Here is a 15,689-nt window from a genome sequence, read left to right as displayed (position 1 = left end):
GGGAATTGTTCTACCCGCCGTTGGCCGCAAGCACTATCGCGGCCTGCAATTCCTGCAGGCCCTCGGCCTTTTCCGAAGATGTCGCCAGAACGAACGGAAACGCTGCCGGCCGCTTCTTGATCTTTGCCAGCGTCTCCTCGATCAGCCGCGGCACGCCGGCAGCCTTGATCTTGTCGGTCTTGGTCAGCACGATCTGATAGGACACTGCCGCCTTGTCGAGCAGCGACAGCACTTCATCGTCCTTGGCCTTGATGCCGTGGCGGGCATCGATCAGCACATAGACCCGCTTCAGCGTGACGCGACCCTTGAGATAGTCGAAAACCAGCTTGGTCCACTCGTCGACCTTCTCCTTCGGCGCCGTAGCGTAGCCATAGCCCGGCATGTCGACCAGCGCCAAGGGCGGCAGGTCGGCGCCCTCGCCCGAAAAACCGTCCGGTACGAAATAATTGAGCTCCTGCGTGCGCCCCGGCGTGTTGGAGGTACGCGCCAGTCCCTTCTGATTGACCAGCGCGTTGATCAGCGACGACTTGCCGACATTCGAGCGGCCGGCAAAAGCGATTTCCGGCGGTCCTTCCGGCGGCAGGAACTTCATGGCCGGCACGCCACGAATGAATACCCACCCCCGTGTAAACAGGTCGGTGCCGATCGTGCTGCTGTTTAGAGCGTTCAAGCTGCTGCCTCCAGAAGAGAAATATTGGCACCCCGGATAGCATCGAGGTTGCGGCTGATCTTGTCCACCGGCCAGTCCCACCAGGCCACCGCCAGCAGCCGCCTGATCGTCCGGTCGTCGAAACGCATCTTCACCACCTTGGCCGCATTGCCTGCGACGATCGCATAGGACGGCACGTCGTGCGTGACCACCGACTTCGCGGCAATGACGGCGCCATGGCCGATCGTAACGCCGGGCAGGATCACCGCCTCCATGCCGATCCAAACGTCGTTGCCAACGATTGTGTCGCCGCGCACTTCCTTGGACCAGGTCGCCGGGTCAAAACCCTTCTCCCAACCATGGCCGAAAATATTGAACGGGTAGGTCGAAAAGCCGGACATGGCGTGGTTAGCGCCGTTCATGATGAAGCGTGCGCCTTCGGCGATGGCGCAGAACCTGCCGATGATGAGCTTGTCGCCAATGAAGGGATAATGATGCAGCACGCATTTCTCGGCGAATTTGTCCGGCCCATCGGGATCGTCATAATAGGTGAAGTCGCCGATCTCGATGTTCGGCGCGCTCACCAGTCCCTTGAGGAACCCGACACGCGTGTGCATCGGGATCGGGTGCTTGATGTTGGGGTTGGGTCCGTCCATGTCGAGATCCGTAAAAAAAAAGGCCGCCAGGCGCATCCGAAATCCGCATGCGCCTGTCCAAAATAGCCTGATCCGCCCTATAGCACCAATCGGCTGACGAGCGAGCTTTCGATGGCGGCTTTGCTCATTTGCTGTCGCCATAGGCCAAGGTCGACGACAGCGCCGCCAAGAAGCGATCTCCTGGAGCAGTCGGCGTCGACAAGCCAAACCCTACAGATCTTCGAGTCCAAGCAAAAGAACCGGGGCCCCGTGGAGGCCGACAGGACCCCGGTCTGCCTACGGCCTCCCAAACACCGGCACCCTTGCGCCGGAAGCCGTCTTGGCAAGGGTATCTTGCCGCCGTCGCGAAAACACGGTGGCCGCAATCCATGGCCTGTGCAAAGGCGTGCCGAAGCGCATGCCGCAGGGAATGGCAAAGCGCAGTTACGAGGTGCGTCAGGCCAAAGTTTCGCCGCAGATTGGAAATCGGTTGGAATGGGATGCCTCGCCGACAAAAAAGCCCCGGGCAATGAACTGACCGGGGCTTTTGATTTCGCGTAGGCAACGCCTGCTATTCTGCCGGCGACGGTTTCTTTCGGAACAGCGCAACCAGATTGTCCCACAGCTCGATCTTGGCGCCCTGGCGCTTCATGATCACGCCCTGCTGGAGGATCGACAGCGTGTTGTTCCAGGCCCAGTAGATGACGAGGCCGGCCGGGAAACCCGCCATCATGAAGGTGAAGATGACCGGCATCCAGGTGAAGATCGCGGCCTGCGTCGGATCCGGCGGCGTCGGGTTCATGCGCATCTGCAGGAACATGGTGACGCCCATGATCAGCGGCCAGACACCGATCATCAGCATGTGCGGCAGCGTGAGCGGAACGAGGCCGAACAGGTTGAAGATCGAGGTCGGATCGGGTGCCGCCAGATCCTGGATCCAGCCGAAGAACGGCGCGTGCCGCATCTCGATGGTGATGTAGAGCACCTTGTAGAGCGAGAAGAAGACCGGGATCTGCAGCGCCACCGGCCAGCAGCCGGCGAGCGGATTGATCTTCTCGGTCTTGTACAGCTCCATCATCGCCTGCTGCTGCTTCATCTTGTCGTCCGCGTATTTCTCGCGGATTTCGAGCATTTTCGGCTGCACCTTTTTCATGTTCGCCATCGACGCATAGGACTTGTTGGCGAGCGGGAAGAAGATGGCTTTGACGATGACGGTGGTGGCGAGGATCGCCAGGCCGAAATTGCCGAAGAATTTGTAGAGCGTGTCGATCAGCCAGAACATCGGCTTGGTGATGAAGTGGAACCAGCCCCAGTCGATCAACAGGTCGAACCGCTTGATGTGACGGTCTTCCGCATAGGCGTTGATCTTGGCGACTTCCTTGGCGCCGGCGAAGATTTCGCTCTCCACCGTCGCCGACTGACCGGCATCGACAGTGATCGGATCGGTCAGGAAGTCAGACTGGTAGCGATGGCGGCCGTCCTCGAAATAGGCGTAGCGCGGCTGGAACGGCTGCTTCTCCGTCGGCACCAGCGTCACCGCCCAGTATTTGTCGGTGATGCCAAGCCAGCCATCGGTCGACTTGCCCGGCGTGGCCTGCTTGTCCTTTTCGATGGACGCGTATTTGTGTTCCTGGAGGCCTTCGGTGCCGGTGAAGCCGATCAGGCCCTCATGCAGCACATAGGTGCTGGCGACGAGCGGCTTGTCGAACCGGGTGACGCGGCCGTAATTGGACAGCGAGACGGCAGCCGTGCCCGCATTCTGCACCGTGTCGGAAACCGTGAACATGTAGTTGGTGTCGACGGAAAAGGTGCGCTTGAAGGTCAGGCCCTTGTCGTTCGAATAGGTCAGGGTGACCGGCGTCGCCGGCGTCAGCGTCGCATTGCCGTCGACGGCCCATACCGTCTCCGGACCAGGCACCGCGCCGGTCTTGTCATTACCGACGAAGCCGATCTCGGCATAATAGCCATTGGGGAGTGCCGCCGGGTTGAGCAGGCTGATCTCGGGCGAGTTCTTGTCGACCGTCTCGGTGTAGTGCTTGAGCTTGAGGTCGTCGAGACGGGCGCCGGTCAGGTTGATCGAACCCTCGAGGCTCGGCGTATCGATCTTGGCGCGGGTCGTCGTGGCCAGCGCCTGTTCGCGACCGGCCGGCGTCACGGCATCGGTGCCGGGTGCGTTCGGAATGGCGCCAGGAGCAGCGGGCGTTCCGGTGTCGGTGCCGGGATTGGTGCCCTGGGCGGCCTTCTTCTGCTCCTCGATGCGCTGCTGTTCGACGCGCGCCGCCTCGCGCTGCTGCTCGCTGCGCGGCAACACGTAAAAATATTGCCATACGGCCAGGATCAGCACCGACAATGCGATGGTGATGAAGAAATTCCGGTTGTTTTCCATCGAAAGCCCTTGGCCTATCGTGTTCCGCGCAGTCGGCGGGAGAGTTCGGCCTTCAACTGGCCGAACGGAATGGTAAGCACGTCTTCGCGCCCGACGATGACATAGTCATTGCCAGGCGCCATGTCACATGCAGCGTGTGTACGGACGGCTTCTCGCAGCCGCCGCCGGACGCGGTTGCGGATAACCGCATTGCCGACCTTCTTGGTGACCGTGTAACCGACGCGCGGCGACAGGCCGTCGCCGCGGTCGAGAACTTCAACGAGAAAAAGCCGCCCACGTCGCTTTTCACCACGACGGACGGCCAGGAATTCCGCGCGCTTCAGAAGCCGCTGGGGATTTGGTCCCACTGGCTTGCCGGTTGCGGGCAACGATCTCGTCTTCCGTTCAGGCGCTGAGCCGCTTGCGGCCGCGATTGCGGCGAGCTGCGACGACGCCGCGACCACCCTTGGTGGCCATGCGGGCACGGAAGCCGTGCCGACGTTTGCGGACGAGTTTGGACGGTTGGTAGGTACGCTTCATTTGTTTTAATACCGCGGGGTGCGGCCCTTCTTGATTCTGTCACTGTGTAACAGGAGCTTTGCCGGGCCGGCTTTGGCGCGATCGAAACCGCGCCGGGACGAATGGCCCGAGCGTGTGCGGGCTTATAGAAAGAAGGCTTTTGGAAGTCAATCCGGCGTCGTCGGGCCGAAACCCCGGCGTCGTCCAGGCCGGTTTATGTTTCCGACCAAGGATGAAATTGGCAAGAAAGCCGTAATCGCCTAATCTGCGTTGATCAAGTGATTGTGAAGACATGGACCGCATGAGCGAAACCATACAAGCGCAGGAAGGGACCGGCACGGCCGAACCCACCATCGTGCGCACGGTGCCGCTGTCGCGCGGCCTGTCGACCAAGCTGCTGCTGCTGACCATCGTTTTCGTGCTGCTGGCCGAAGTGCTGATCTTCCTGCCCTGGATCGCCAGCTACCGGCTGAACTGGCTGAAGGAGCGGCTGAGCACGGCGGCGGCGGTGTCGATCGTGCTGGTGCAGGGTGAGCCCACCTCGCTGTCACGCACGGCCCAGAACGACGTGCTGATGGCGATCGGCGCCAAGGCGATCGCGGTGCGTGACGGTGGCGTCTCGCGGCTGCTGGTGGTGGCCGAAATGCCGCCGAAGGTCGACGAACACATCGATATCGCCGGCATCGGCATGATCAAGGGCATGACCGGTGCACTCGACACGCTGTTTTTCGGCGGCGACCGGATGCTGCGCGTTTTCGGGCCTGTCGGTGACTCGGACAAGGAGTTCGAGCTGATCATGCCCGATAACAGCCTGCGCAATGCGATGCTGCGATACTCGCGCAACGTCGCCTTCGTCTCGCTGCTGATCTCGCTGTTCACCGCAATGCTGGTCTATGCCGCGATCGACCTGATCATGATCGGGCCGATCCGGACCATGACGCGCTCGATGCTGTCCTTTTCGGAAGCCCCCGACGATCCCGGGCGCATCATCCACCCGGCCGCCCGCGCCGACGAGATCGGCGTTGCCGAGCGCGAACTGTCGCAGATGCAGGAACGGCTGCAAAAGATGCTCTCCGAGCAGAAGCACCTTGCCGACCTCGGCCTTGCCGTCTCCAAGATCAACCATGACATGCGCAATATCCTGGCCTCGGCGCAGCTGATGTCGGACCGCCTGCGCCAGGTCAAGGACCCGACCGTGCAGGCCTTCGCGCCGAAACTGCTGCGCGCGCTCGACCGAGCCGTCTCCTATTCCGAAGGCGTGCTCGCCTATGGCCGCACGCAGGAGCCGCCACCGGCGCGCCGACGCTTGAGGCTGCGCCAGCTGGTCGAGGACGTGCACGGCCTGCTCGACATCGGGCAGGGCATCGAGTTCGTCAATTCCGTCGAGCCGACCTTCGAGGTGGACGCCGATTCCGATCAGCTGTTCCGCGTGCTCACCAATCTGTGCCGGAATTCCGTGCAGGCGATGGCTGCAGACAGTGAAAGCGCCCTGGTGCGCCGCCTGGCCGTGTCGGCCGTGCGCCTGGGCAGCGTCAGCCGCATCGCCGTCAGCGACACCGGACCGGGCCTGCCGCCCAAGGCGCGGGAGAACCTGTTCGCGGCGTTCCGCGGCTCGGCCCGCAGCGGCGGCACCGGCCTTGGACTGGCGATCGCGCACGAACTCATCCGGGCGCATGGCGGCACGGTGGAGCTGGTCGAGAGCATTGGCGGGCGCACCACATTCGCGGTCACCATTCCCGACCAGCCGGCACGGCTCGACCAGGCCCGCAGCAACGGCCTGCGCCGCCCGGCATGACGGATCGGCGCTGTTTTGCCCCGGCGACCGATCTTTCCTCCTTTCCTTGCAGAAACATGTCACCCGAAGGCGTCTCCGGCTTTGGGCGGACGTGATGCATCGGAAGCGCATCACTTGTGGCCGCCCGGACACGATGCGCTTTGGTGGTTTTGAGGCGCTGGGAAACGGGCCATCATTGCCGGATGACACGCCTGCGACAAAACTTTTGCCGGATCGGCTTGCTTTTCCGAAATTCAGTCGCTAGGGAACACGTCTCGTCGCGGCCGGTCGTTCACGATCGGATCGCGGGGCCATGGAAAGCATGGCCTGTTGCGCGCCCGTAGCTCAGCTGGATAGAGCACCAGACTACGAATCTGGGGGTCAGGAGTTCGAATCTCTTCGGGCGCGCCATTTGACTCTAAATCGTCCTGATTTGCGAACGCCATTTGTCCCCGCCGAAATGCCAGAGCGTTCGACGCCACCAGCGGGCGGTACCTCCGGGGTGCGGTAGATGAAGGTCATCAGGCCGATGCCGACGATGGCCAGGACCGAAACGGCAATGGCCCCGGCGGTCACCCCGAATGTCGTTGCGATTGCCGGCAGCAGCATGAGAGCGATAGCGATGCCCGCTGGCTACGAGTTGATGTAGATGGCCATGGCGGTTGCGATTTCCCGGCCGGCAAACCAGTCGGCGACCATCTTGGTCATCAGGACGTTCAGGAGAACGCCGCCAGTGCCGCTTATCAATCGGCCGCCGACCTGCAGGCTCCAGAACGGCGATGCCGCCATCAGCATTTCACCCGCCAGCATCATCAGGAGCCCGGCAAGAACGGTCGCCTTATCGCCATAGCGCTGGCCGATGGTCGCGCCAGGCAGGGCCAATGCGACTCCCGGTGCAAGATAGGCCGATTAGAATGCCGATGTCGGCCAGGCTCGCTCCGACGCTATCGCTGATAAGAGGCGCGACGGCGCCGACGCTCTGAAACCGAAACGCCATTGCGGCGCGGGCGACAAACAGGACAGCAAGGATCGTCCAGCGACGGCGCACGGTTCGCCGTTATGTTTGTTCCGAACTATTCAGGCCTGATGTTCTGATTCAATCGAAAGAAATTGGTCGGGTCGTATTGCTTCTTGATAGAAGCGAGGCGCGCATAATTGGCGCCGTAGGCATCACGCACGCGCTCGTCACCCTCATCACCGAGATTGTTGGCATAGACGCCACCGGTCGAGAATGGTCTGACCGCATTCCACAGGTCGCGCGCCCAGCGGGTATTTGCCTCGTCATCGGCCAGATCGTCCCAGATCGCGATCGGGAAGCAGTCAAAGGCCGCATCGCGATTGGCGTAGGACGAGTGCGATGCGGGCATGCGAGCGATCGCGCCGCCGACCTGCTGGAAAACCAACAGGGAGGAGCGATTGGGAGCCCGCGCGTAAGCGTCGAGCAGGGCCTCGATCGCGCCATCGCTGATCTCGCGCATGAACTGCGCTTTCCAGTAATAGCGTCGCCCGCGTGGAAAGAGGCTGTCGGCCGCCGATTGGATCTGAAGATAAGGAATGGCTTGAAGGCGACTGTCGATGGGGGATCCGAACTTCATCAGCGGTGCGATGACTGGTTCGCCCGCTTCGGGCGACCCGACATAGCAAGCCGAGATGCTGAAGGCACGCTCGCCCGAGGGCAGCGTGACGAGCGCGGCATCGACGCTCACCTCGTCCGGGGCGTCGCGGGAGAATCCATCGTAAAACCGCATGGCCTCGCGCGCATGATCGTAATCGTGAAGCACCGAGCCCACGAGAAGGTTCGGGCTAAGCGGGTGCAGCCGGTATTCGAACGTCGTCACGATGCCGAAATTGCCCCCGCCCCCTCGCAAGGCCCAGAACAGTTCGGGATACTCGCTGGCGCTTGTTCGCAACAGCCGTCCGTCGGCCGTGACAATTTCAGCCGCGATCAAATTATCGCAACTCAGGCCGTGCTTTCGTCCGAGCTTGCCGAAGCCTCCACCCAGCGTGAGGCCGGCAATACCAGTGTCGCTGTTGACGCCCATGGTCGTCGCAAGGCCGTGGGCCAGCGTGGCTGCGTCGAACTCGCCGAGGGTCAGACCAGCTTCGGCCCTGGCAATGCGACGCCCAGGATCGACTGCGATCTTCTTCATGCGTGATAGATCGATCACCATCCCATCGTCGCAGACGGACAGACCGGCGACGTTGTGGCCGCCGCTGCGTACCGCCACGAGACAGCCTTGTGACCTGGCATAGGTCACGGCATGGACGACGTCGGCGGGATCGGCGCAAAAGACAATTGCAGCAGGGTGTTTGTCGATCGCCCCGTTCCAGACTCCGCGTGCTTGGTCGTAGGTAGCGTCCGTCGGCAACACCAGTTCGCCCCGCAAGCCTTGCCGGAGCAGTTCAATCGCCGCACTCGGAGAATGGGATCGGCCCAATAGCGCCTCGGTCTGTCGCGGAATCTCCATCGGTATCGCCCTCGGTTCTGGCAGGACTATGATCTCACAGAGACGCAACCTTCTGCAAAAGCGAAATTCTTAGCTGCTAGGTGAGAGGAACTCATCTACACTGCCGGCATGAGAAACTGCCCGCCTCTCCGCGCCTTGCACGCCTTCGAGGCCGTCGCTCGGAACGGCAGCTTCAAAGCCGCAGCGGCGGAACTCGGCGTGACGCCGACAGCGATCAGCCACCACGTCCGCTTGTTGGAAGAGATATGCGGTCGCAAGCTGTTCCAGCGCCGACCGCGCCCGCTCGTGTTGACGGGTGCGGGAACGCGACTGTTTCCTATACTCCGCAACGGCTTTGATCTTCTCTCCGGCTCCCTTGCCGCAGTCGCCGAGCCAGATTTTCAAGCGCCATTGCGGGTGACAAGCCCGAACGCTTTCGCGAGTCGATGGCTGGTGCCTCGATTGCCTAAATGGCGAGAGGCCAACCCGGCCGTACCACTGGATATCATCGGGACGGACGCAGTACTCGATTTACGCGCCGGCGCCGCAGATGTGGCGATCCGCTACACACGTCGCTCGCCTTTGGGCTTTGCCGCGCAGGAGATATGCCGTGATTCCTTCTTTCCCATATGCAGTCCCCGATTATTGGCAAGCGACGGGCGAACGATTGAGCGTGCTGCTGATCTCCTGCGTTATCCGTTGATCCATTTCGACTGGATGAACCGGGATCCGGACGCTCCCACTTGGCCCCGGTGGCTAGCGACGGCCCGTTCAATCGATCCAGACCTAATCCCGCACAAAGCTTGGGATTTGAGCTTCCGCGAGGAACTGCATGCGATCGATGCGGTTGTCGCCGGGCAAGGCATTGCGATCTGTAGTGATGTCGTGGTTGGCCGTGAACTGGAAAACGGCTCGCTCGTCAAAGCGCATCAATTATCCTTGCCGGGCTACAGTTTTTATATCGTATGGATGCCCCACAGTCCGAGATCCGCGGTGATAGAGTCCTTCCTGGCGTGGATGAGAACCGTCGCATGAGACTGTCGAATCTGGGATGAGCCGCGCCAAGCTTGGCTCTCAAGAGGATGGGGCCATGGCAGCGAAGACGCCCAACAGATTTTCTTCCAGCCGTTTGACGGCGTGGGAGGAAGCGGCCGGAAACCCGCCGTGATTTCAGCAAGTTCCGGTCTGCTTCCGAGTGTCACTTTGGAGGGCAATCGCGTAGACATAGTTCTCATCATCACCTGTGATGGCGCGCCAAATTCATCCATGGACTATGGTTCGTTGATTGCGACAGTGCGGGACAGGCGGAAACCCGCGGAGCCTGATTTGACCATGCCTTCTTCCACCATCAAGCGCGCCTTAATCACCGGGGCAGGTGCGGCCGACGGCATCGGCTTTGCCATTGCCCGGCAACTCGGCCGTGCCGGCCACGCGGTTTTCCTCACCGGCGCCAGTGCGCGTGTGCTCGATCGCGCCGCCGAGCTTAGTGCCGAAGGCATCGATGCGAACGCCGCAATTGCCGATCTCACCAAAGCCGCCGATGTCGCGCGGCTGCGGGCGGATGTCGGCACGGTCGATATACTGGTCAACAATGCCGGCATGGGCTCGCTGGCATCGCCATCGGTCGACAAGGCGTTTCTAGCCATGACCGAGGCCGACTGGGATCAGGGGATCGACGTCAGCTTGAAGACCGCGTTTCTGGTCACCCGTGCGTTCCTGCCGGCGATGGTCGAAGCGGGCTACGGGCGCATCGTCAATGTGACATCGGTCACCGGGCCGCTGGTGTCTTTCGAAGGCACATCAGCCTATTCCGCCGCCAAGGCCGGCATGGTCGGCCTGACGCGCACGCTGGCGCTGGAAGTGGCGAAAAGCGGCATTACGGCCAACGCCGTGGCCCCCGGCTGGATCGAAACGGGTTCGTCGAGCGAGATGGAGCGGCAAGCTGCCCTGCATACGCCGCCGGCGCGAGCCGGGCGACCCGACGAAGTGGCCGCAGCGGTGATGTTCCTGGCCTCGGAACGCGCCAGCTATGTCAACGGCGCCCTGCTGGTGGTCGACGGCGGCAACAGCCTGCAGGAGCGCAAGGGCTGAACGTCGATCGGCACATCCGCCAATCGGCGGGAACCAAACCGCTCAGCAGCGGTTTTCCCATGAAGGGACCGCAAACCTCAAGGGTGCGGAATAATGCACGACCATCTGGAACTGGAACTGGCGAGAGCCAGGCAGCGCGTCAAGCGGGCGGAAGTCTTTCTCAAGCGAGCGAACGAGATGCTGGACGAGGAGCGTGGCGTTGGCATCAGCCTTGCCCTGTGCTGCCGGATCAGATCCGAGCAAAAAAATGTGGCTGAAGCGCGCTCGCGCCTCCGCCAGATTGATCCCACCACACACTGATCATTCTCGCGGCGCGCATCGGTAGCGTCCAGGTGGTTCCTCACGACGCCTTAGCGAGAAAATTCCGATAGTCCGACTTGGCCTGCAGCAGGCGCAGCACATTGTCGCGCGATCCGCGCACATGGGCGCGCGCCAATGTGCCGGCGCGGCCGGCGTCGCCGGCGCAGATGGCGTCGACGATTTCGGTGTGCTCGTCGCGGGCAATCTTCCATTCGTCCAGCCACAGCAGCTCGGTCCAGACATAGTGCTGGCACTTGTCGAGGATGCCGCACAGCATGCCGTGCAGCATCACGTTGCCGCTGATTTCGGCGATGACGCGGTGCAGGTCGATGCCGACTTCCAGCTCCTGGAATTTTTCCCTGTTGGTGCATTCCGGAATGGCGGCCAGCCGCTCGCATTCGGCCAGCATCGCGCGCAGCCGCGCCTTGTCCTGTTCCGTAGCAGCGGTTGCTGCCAGTTCCGTCGCATGGCCATCGAGCAGTTCGCGGATGTCGAAGGCCTCGCGGAACATGTTGATGTCGAATTCGGTGACGACATAGCCCTGGCGGGGCCTGCCGGTGACCAGCCCATCGCGCTCGAGGCGGTTGAAGGCCTCGCGCACCGGCGTACGGCTGACACTGAGCTTCACGGCGATGTCGTTTTCGGTGACGCGCGAGCCCGGCGGAATCTGGCCGGTCACGATCATCGCCTTGAGCGAGGAATAGACCGAGTCGCGCAGCGTATCTTTGGTTTCCTTGGCCAAGATTCCCTTCCCACTTCTCCGGTCTTTCAGCCGGAACACGCATAGCTGTAGCCGCAGTCGGCGTAATTTGCCACGCCCGGCGAGGCCCGTCCCCCGCCACTTTGTCCGGCACGAAACGCGTTCATCCGATCGCGCCGGTCGGTGTTGACAAGATCGACCGCTAGGCTACACTCAAAATTGTATACAAGATAGCATGCGAAATCAAAAACAAATGGGAACACCGGTTGGAGAGCCGAAAATGAACAGGACAAGAAGCGTTAGCGTTGTTGCGGTTGCCGGCCTCATGGCCTCGCTCGCTGCCCCCGCAATGGCGGGCGACACCATCACCGTCGCCTCATGGGGCGGCACCTATCAGGAGGCGCAGGCCAAGGCGTTCTTCAAGCCGACCGCCGATGCGCTCGGCATCACGATCAAGGAAGACACCACCAACGGCCTCGACGACGTGCGGCTGCAGGTGACCGGCAATGCGGTGAAATGGGACATCACCGAACTCGGCGCCGACGAATGCGCGCGCGGTTCGAAGGAAGGGCTGTTCGAGAAGCTCGATTACGGCATCATCGACAAGAGCGGCATCAACCCGAAGCTCGTCCATGACGACTGGGTAGGCATTTCCTACACGTCGGTCGTGCTCATCTACCGGACCGATGTTTTCGGCGACAAAGGTCCGAAGACATGGGCCGATTTCTGGAACGTCGAGAAATTCCCGGGACGGCGCGCGCTGAGCGGCAGCCAGGCGACGGAAACGCTGAGCGTTGCCGCACTTGCCGAGGGCGTTCCGATCGACAAGGTCTATCCGGTCGATATCGACGGCGCCTTGAAATCGGTCGACAAGATCCGCAGCCATGTCGACGCCTGGTGGACCTCCGGCGCCCAGGCCATGCAGCTGGTCAAGGACGGCGAAGTCGACATGGCGAGCATCTGGAACGGCCGCGCCGGCACCTTGAAGAAGGAAGGCGCGCCGGTCAGCTTCTCCTTCGACCAGGGTGTGCTGACCGCCGACTGCATGGTCATTCCCAAGGGCGCTAAGAACAAGGAGGCGGCGATGAAGGCGCTGGCGATGTTCGTCAGCCCGCAATTGCAGGCCAATCTGCCGCTCTATGTCGACAATGGGCCAGCGAACGAAAAGGCCTTCGAGACCGGCAAGATCCCGCCGGACCGGATCAAGGACATCAATTCGTCGCCCGAAAACGTCAAGAAGCAGGTGCTGCAGGATCCCGAGTTCTGGCGCGACAATCTGGTCGAGGCGACGGAAAAGTTCAACAATCTGGTCCAGCAATAGGCCGCAGCCCAAACCACGGCAGGGCGGCGCCTCGCCCTGCTTCTGCCGCCCCTGCTTAGGAGACGATGATCTTGTCCATTGCGCCATCCGCGCTGCCGATCGGCATGCGCCGGATCGAGAAACGATTTGGCAGCGTGTCGGTGCTGCGTGACCTCAACCTTGATGTCGAGGCCGGCGAATTCCTGACGCTGCTCGGGCCTTCCGGCTCCGGCAAGACGACGCTGCTGATGATCCTGGCCGGCTTCGTGCGGGCCAATGCCGGCTCGATCAGGGTCGGCGATGACGAGATCATCACCACGCCGCCGCACAAGCGCAACATCGGCATGGTGTTCCAGAACTACGCGCTGTTTCCGCATATGAACGTCTTTCACAACATCGCCTTTCCGCTGAAGCAGCGCGGCGTCGCTGCCGCCGAGACGGCCGAGCGCGTCGAGAAGGCGCTCGATCTGGTGAAATTGCAGGGCCTGGGTGAGCGCCGGGTCGACCAGCTTTCCGGCGGCCAGCGCCAGCGCGTGGCGCTGGCGCGCGCCATCGTGTTCGAGCCGCGCATCGTGCTGATGGACGAACCCCTGTCGGCGCTCGACAAGGGCCTGCGCGAGCATATGCAGATCGAGCTGCGTGCCCTTCACCGGCGGCTTGGCATGACCACGGTCTATGTCACGCACGACCAGCGCGAAGCGATCACCATGTCGGATCGCATCGCCGTCATGAACGGCGGACGCATCGAACAGCTCGACAAACCCGAAACCCTCTACGCCACGCCGCGGACGCGGTTTGTAGCCGGCTTCATCGGCGAATCGAATTTCATTCCGGTCGAGTGCCGCAATGGGTCGGTCTGGTACGAGGACAGACGAATCCACACCGCAGCGCCGGCGCCTGCATCGGGCCTGCACCTGATGGTGGTGCGGCCGGAAAAGCTGCGGCTGCTGGCAAACGCCGAACCGCAAAGCGGCGTCAATGTACTCGACGCGACGCTCAGTGACATCATCTACCAGGGCGACAGCTTCGTCTGCTACGCGGCGCTGCGCGACGGTCGCCAGCTGACGCTGCGCGACTATTGCCGCAGCGACGTGCTGGCCAGAATGCCGGCTCCCGGCCAGCCGATCAGTCTCGGCCTCGATGCGCAGGACACGATCCTGGTGGCGGCCGAGCGATGAGCGCGCAATCCGTCCTTCTGAACGAGACTGCGGGCGGCCCCGGTCGGGACCTCAACGCGCAAGCGCTGCGCGCCGATGCGCGGCGCGAGCAGCTCCGGCTGCTGGCGCTGCTGTCACCCAGCCTGTTCCTGGTCTTCGCCATCATCATCGTGCCGATCGGCTGGCTGTTCTGGTTGTCGCTGTTCGACGAGGCCGGCGCCTTCAGCGCCGCCAACTATGCGCGCTTCTTCGAGCAGGCCTCCTACATCAAGACCTTCGTCACCACCTTCAAGGTCGCCTTCATCGTCACCGGCGCCTGTGTCCTGCTTGGCTATCCCCTGGCCTACATGCTGTCGCAACTGCCGCGCCGGGCGGCGTCGATCTGCCTGATCTTCGTCATCTTGCCGTTCTGGACATCGGTGCTGGTGCGCACCTATGCCTGGCTGGTGATCCTGCAGCGCAAGGGGCTGATCAACAGCTGGCTTATCGACCTCGGCGTCATCAGCCAACCGCTGTCGCTCGCCAACAATCTGTCGGGCGTGGTCATCGGCATGACGCATATCTTGCTGCCGTTCCTGGTGCTGCCGCTCTACGCCTCGATGAAGACGATCGACACCGATTGCCTGCGCGCCGGCATGAACCTCGGCGCCGGTCCGGTCGCCACCTTCCGGCAGATCTTCTTTCCGCTGTCGCTTCCAGGACTCGCCTCGGGCGTGGTCATCGTTTTCGTGCTGTGCCTGGGCTTCTTCGTCACCCCTGCGCTGATGGGCGGCGGCAAGGTGATCATGTGGGCAATGCGCATGGAACAGACCACCAGCCTCTATTCCAACTGGGGGGCGGGTGCCGCGCTCGGCGTGGTGCTGCTGGTGGTTACACTGGCGCTTCTTGGCCTGTTCCAGTGGCTGCTCGGCGCGCGCGCCACCGGTGTGTGGAGTTCACGATGAGCGAGGACATCGGCCTGCCTATTTCGCACCGGCAACGCCTGTGGCTCTACTGCCTCGGCGGTCTCGTGCTGTTGTTCCTGATCGCGCCGTCGATCATCATCGTCATCATGTCGTTTTCGGATTCGACGCTGCTGCAATTCCCGCCGCAGCAATGGTCGCTGCGCTGGTACCAGACCTATTTCCAGTCGCTGGAGTGGCGAGACGCGACCATCGTTTCGGTCAAGGTGGCTGTCATGACCGTGTTCGTCGCGACACCGCTCGGCACCGCCGCAGCCTACGCGATCAACAGGGGCACGCTGCGCTTCAACGGCACCATCAATGCGCTGCTGACGGCGTCGCTGATCGTGCCGGTGATCCTGATCGGCATCGGCACCTTCTTCCTCTATGCGCGGATCGGGCTCAACAACACGCTGACCGGGCTGGTCATCGCGCATACGGTGCAGGCCTTGCCGCTGGTGGTGCTGACCGTGCTGTCGGGACTGCGCTCCTACGACATGAACCAGGAACGCGTGGCGCGCAGCCTTGGCGCCGGACGTGTCGCCGCGTTCTGGCAGGTGACCATGCCGCAGATCCGCTTCTCGATCATCTCTGGCGCGCTGTTTGCCTTCATCACCTCCTTCGACGAAGTGGTGGTTTCGCTGTTCATCTCGGGCGGCGAGACCACGACCTTGACGCGCCGCATGTTCAACGCGCTGCGCGACCAGATCGACCCGACGATCGCCGCCATCTCGACCTGCCTGATCGTGCTCTCGGTCGTGCTGTTGTCGGTTGCGCAGATCTTCGGGCGGCGGCATTGATTCAGATGACC

17 protein-coding genes and 1 tRNA gene are annotated in these 15,689 nt (G+C 62.4%); 10 read left to right on the top strand and 8 right to left on the bottom strand.

What is annotated here, in order from left to right:
* Positions 1-10: 10 nt before the first annotated feature.
* The 5 genes from yihA to rpmH all read right to left on the bottom strand — a co-directional run bounded on the left by yihA (position 11) and on the right by rpmH (position 4,189).
* Positions 11-670, bottom strand: coding sequence for a ribosome biogenesis GTP-binding protein YihA/YsxC (yihA, locus tag NKJ90_RS12070; protein WP_023761361.1), 660 nt, complete (start codon positions 668-670; stop codon positions 11-13).
* On the bottom strand, positions 667-1,305 hold the full coding sequence (locus tag NKJ90_RS12065; protein ID WP_023761360.1) for a CatB-related O-acetyltransferase: 639 nt from the start codon (positions 1,303-1,305) through the stop codon (positions 667-669). Before NKJ90_RS12065 ends, yihA begins: the two co-directional genes overlap by 4 nt.
* Before the next feature lie 550 nt (positions 1,306-1,855).
* The gene (gene yidC, locus NKJ90_RS12060; RefSeq protein ID WP_023761358.1) at positions 1,856-3,670 is read right to left on the bottom strand and encodes a membrane protein insertase YidC; all 1,815 of its coding nucleotides are present in this window, start codon (positions 3,668-3,670) and stop codon (positions 1,856-1,858) included.
* Positions 3,671-3,684: 14 nt separating this feature from the next.
* On the bottom strand, positions 3,685-4,038 hold the full coding sequence (gene rnpA, locus NKJ90_RS12055) for a ribonuclease P protein component (RefSeq protein WP_023761357.1): 354 nt from the start codon (positions 4,036-4,038) through the stop codon (positions 3,685-3,687).
* Positions 4,039-4,054: 16 nt separating this feature from the next.
* The gene (gene rpmH, locus NKJ90_RS12050; protein ID WP_008833937.1) at positions 4,055-4,189 is read right to left on the bottom strand and encodes a 50S ribosomal protein L34; all 135 of its coding nucleotides are present in this window, start codon (positions 4,187-4,189) and stop codon (positions 4,055-4,057) included.
* 280 nt (positions 4,190-4,469) lie between these two features.
* Between rpmH and NKJ90_RS12045 the strand changes: the two genes are divergently transcribed.
* The 3 genes from NKJ90_RS12045 to NKJ90_RS12035 all read left to right on the top strand — a co-directional run bounded on the left by NKJ90_RS12045 (position 4,470) and on the right by NKJ90_RS12035 (position 6,591).
* A complete protein-coding gene (locus tag NKJ90_RS12045) occupies positions 4,470-5,963 on the top strand; it encodes an ATP-binding protein (RefSeq protein WP_023761356.1) in 1,494 nt (497 codons plus the stop codon).
* 313 nt (positions 5,964-6,276) lie between these two features.
* Positions 6,277-6,353 (top strand) — tRNA-Arg (locus tag NKJ90_RS12040).
* A 100-nt stretch (positions 6,354-6,453) separates the two neighbouring features.
* Complete coding sequence (locus NKJ90_RS12035; RefSeq protein WP_245266806.1) at positions 6,454-6,591, top strand: hypothetical protein; 138 nt, start codon at positions 6,454-6,456, stop codon at positions 6,589-6,591.
* Here NKJ90_RS12035 and NKJ90_RS12030 read toward each other — a convergent pair.
* Together NKJ90_RS12030 and NKJ90_RS12025 are read right to left on the bottom strand one after the other, a co-directional pair.
* Complete coding sequence (locus tag NKJ90_RS12030) at positions 6,576-6,824, bottom strand: MFS transporter (RefSeq protein ID WP_023761354.1); 249 nt, start codon at positions 6,822-6,824, stop codon at positions 6,576-6,578. The two genes, NKJ90_RS12035 and NKJ90_RS12030, sit on opposite strands and share 16 nt — an antisense overlap.
* A 191-nt stretch (positions 6,825-7,015) precedes the next feature.
* Positions 7,016-8,410 (bottom strand): FAD-binding oxidoreductase, encoded by a 1,395-nt coding sequence (locus NKJ90_RS12025; protein ID WP_352486121.1) that lies wholly within the window; start codon positions 8,408-8,410, stop codon positions 7,016-7,018.
* 108 nt (positions 8,411-8,518) lie between these two features.
* On the opposite strand from NKJ90_RS12025, the gene NKJ90_RS12020 reads away from it, so the two are divergent.
* From NKJ90_RS12020 to NKJ90_RS12010, 3 genes are all read left to right on the top strand, one after another.
* A complete protein-coding gene (locus NKJ90_RS12020) occupies positions 8,519-9,424 on the top strand; it encodes a LysR substrate-binding domain-containing protein (protein WP_023761352.1) in 906 nt (301 codons plus the stop codon).
* Between the two features lie 297 nt (positions 9,425-9,721).
* Positions 9,722-10,480 (top strand): SDR family NAD(P)-dependent oxidoreductase, encoded by a 759-nt coding sequence (locus NKJ90_RS12015; RefSeq protein WP_023761351.1) that lies wholly within the window; start codon positions 9,722-9,724, stop codon positions 10,478-10,480.
* Positions 10,481-10,573: 93 nt separating this feature from the next.
* A complete protein-coding gene (locus NKJ90_RS12010) occupies positions 10,574-10,780 on the top strand; it encodes a hypothetical protein (RefSeq protein ID WP_023761350.1) in 207 nt (68 codons plus the stop codon).
* A gap of 40 nt (positions 10,781-10,820) precedes the next feature.
* Here NKJ90_RS12010 and NKJ90_RS12005 read toward each other — a convergent pair whose 3' ends face one another.
* Positions 10,821-11,522, bottom strand: coding sequence for a GntR family transcriptional regulator (locus NKJ90_RS12005; RefSeq protein ID WP_023761349.1), 702 nt, complete (start codon positions 11,520-11,522; stop codon positions 10,821-10,823).
* 238 nt (positions 11,523-11,760) lie between these two features.
* Here NKJ90_RS12005 and NKJ90_RS12000 point away from each other — a divergent pair, with 238 nt between their 5' ends.
* From NKJ90_RS12000 to NKJ90_RS11985, 4 genes are all read left to right on the top strand, one after another.
* Complete coding sequence (locus NKJ90_RS12000) at positions 11,761-12,801, top strand: ABC transporter substrate-binding protein (protein ID WP_023761348.1); 1,041 nt, start codon at positions 11,761-11,763, stop codon at positions 12,799-12,801.
* Positions 12,802-12,872: 71 nt separating this feature from the next.
* On the top strand, positions 12,873-13,958 hold the full coding sequence (locus NKJ90_RS11995; RefSeq protein WP_023761347.1) for an ABC transporter ATP-binding protein: 1,086 nt from the start codon (positions 12,873-12,875) through the stop codon (positions 13,956-13,958).
* A complete protein-coding gene (locus tag NKJ90_RS11990; RefSeq protein ID WP_023761346.1) occupies positions 13,955-14,881 on the top strand; it encodes an ABC transporter permease in 927 nt (308 codons plus the stop codon). The genes NKJ90_RS11995 and NKJ90_RS11990 overlap by 4 nt, the downstream gene beginning before the upstream one ends.
* The gene (locus NKJ90_RS11985) at positions 14,878-15,678 is read left to right on the top strand and encodes an ABC transporter permease (RefSeq protein ID WP_023761345.1); all 801 of its coding nucleotides are present in this window, start codon (positions 14,878-14,880) and stop codon (positions 15,676-15,678) included. Before NKJ90_RS11990 ends, NKJ90_RS11985 begins: the two co-directional genes overlap by 4 nt.
* Positions 15,679-15,689 lie beyond the last annotated feature (11 nt).

The sequence above is a fragment of the Mesorhizobium sp. M0051 genome, from assembly GCF_040323235.1.
GTDB lineage: Bacteria > Pseudomonadota > Alphaproteobacteria > Rhizobiales > Rhizobiaceae > Mesorhizobium.
Note: the sequence above shows the minus strand (reverse complement) of the source record. Positions and strands in the feature narration are given on the sequence as shown.

Bases quoted from the DNA above. Each gene is read 5' to 3' on its own strand.
- NKJ90_RS12065 (WP_023761360.1), bottom strand. From the start codon at position 1,305: ATGGACGGACCCAACCCCAACATCAAGCACCCGATCCCGATGCACACG.
- yidC (WP_023761358.1), bottom strand. From the start codon at position 3,670: ATGGAAAACAACCGGAATTTCTTCATCACCATCGCATTGTCGGTGCTG.
- rpmH (WP_008833937.1), bottom strand. From the start codon at position 4,189: ATGAAGCGTACCTACCAACCGTCCAAACTCGTCCGCAAACGTCGGCAC.
- NKJ90_RS12045 (WP_023761356.1), top strand. From the start codon at position 4,470: ATGAGCGAAACCATACAAGCGCAGGAAGGGACCGGCACGGCCGAACCC.
- NKJ90_RS12035 (WP_245266806.1), top strand. From the start codon at position 6,454: ATGAAGGTCATCAGGCCGATGCCGACGATGGCCAGGACCGAAACGGCA.
- NKJ90_RS12025 (WP_352486121.1), bottom strand. From the start codon at position 8,410: ATGGAGATTCCGCGACAGACCGAGGCGCTATTGGGCCGATCCCATTCT.
- NKJ90_RS12020 (WP_023761352.1), top strand. From the start codon at position 8,519: ATGAGAAACTGCCCGCCTCTCCGCGCCTTGCACGCCTTCGAGGCCGTC.
- NKJ90_RS12015 (WP_023761351.1), top strand. From the start codon at position 9,722: ATGCCTTCTTCCACCATCAAGCGCGCCTTAATCACCGGGGCAGGTGCG.
- NKJ90_RS12010 (WP_023761350.1), top strand. From the start codon at position 10,574: ATGCACGACCATCTGGAACTGGAACTGGCGAGAGCCAGGCAGCGCGTC.
- NKJ90_RS12000 (WP_023761348.1), top strand. From the start codon at position 11,761: ATGAACAGGACAAGAAGCGTTAGCGTTGTTGCGGTTGCCGGCCTCATG.
- NKJ90_RS11990 (WP_023761346.1), top strand. From the start codon at position 13,955: ATGAGCGCGCAATCCGTCCTTCTGAACGAGACTGCGGGCGGCCCCGGT.
- NKJ90_RS11985 (WP_023761345.1), top strand. From the start codon at position 14,878: ATGAGCGAGGACATCGGCCTGCCTATTTCGCACCGGCAACGCCTGTGG.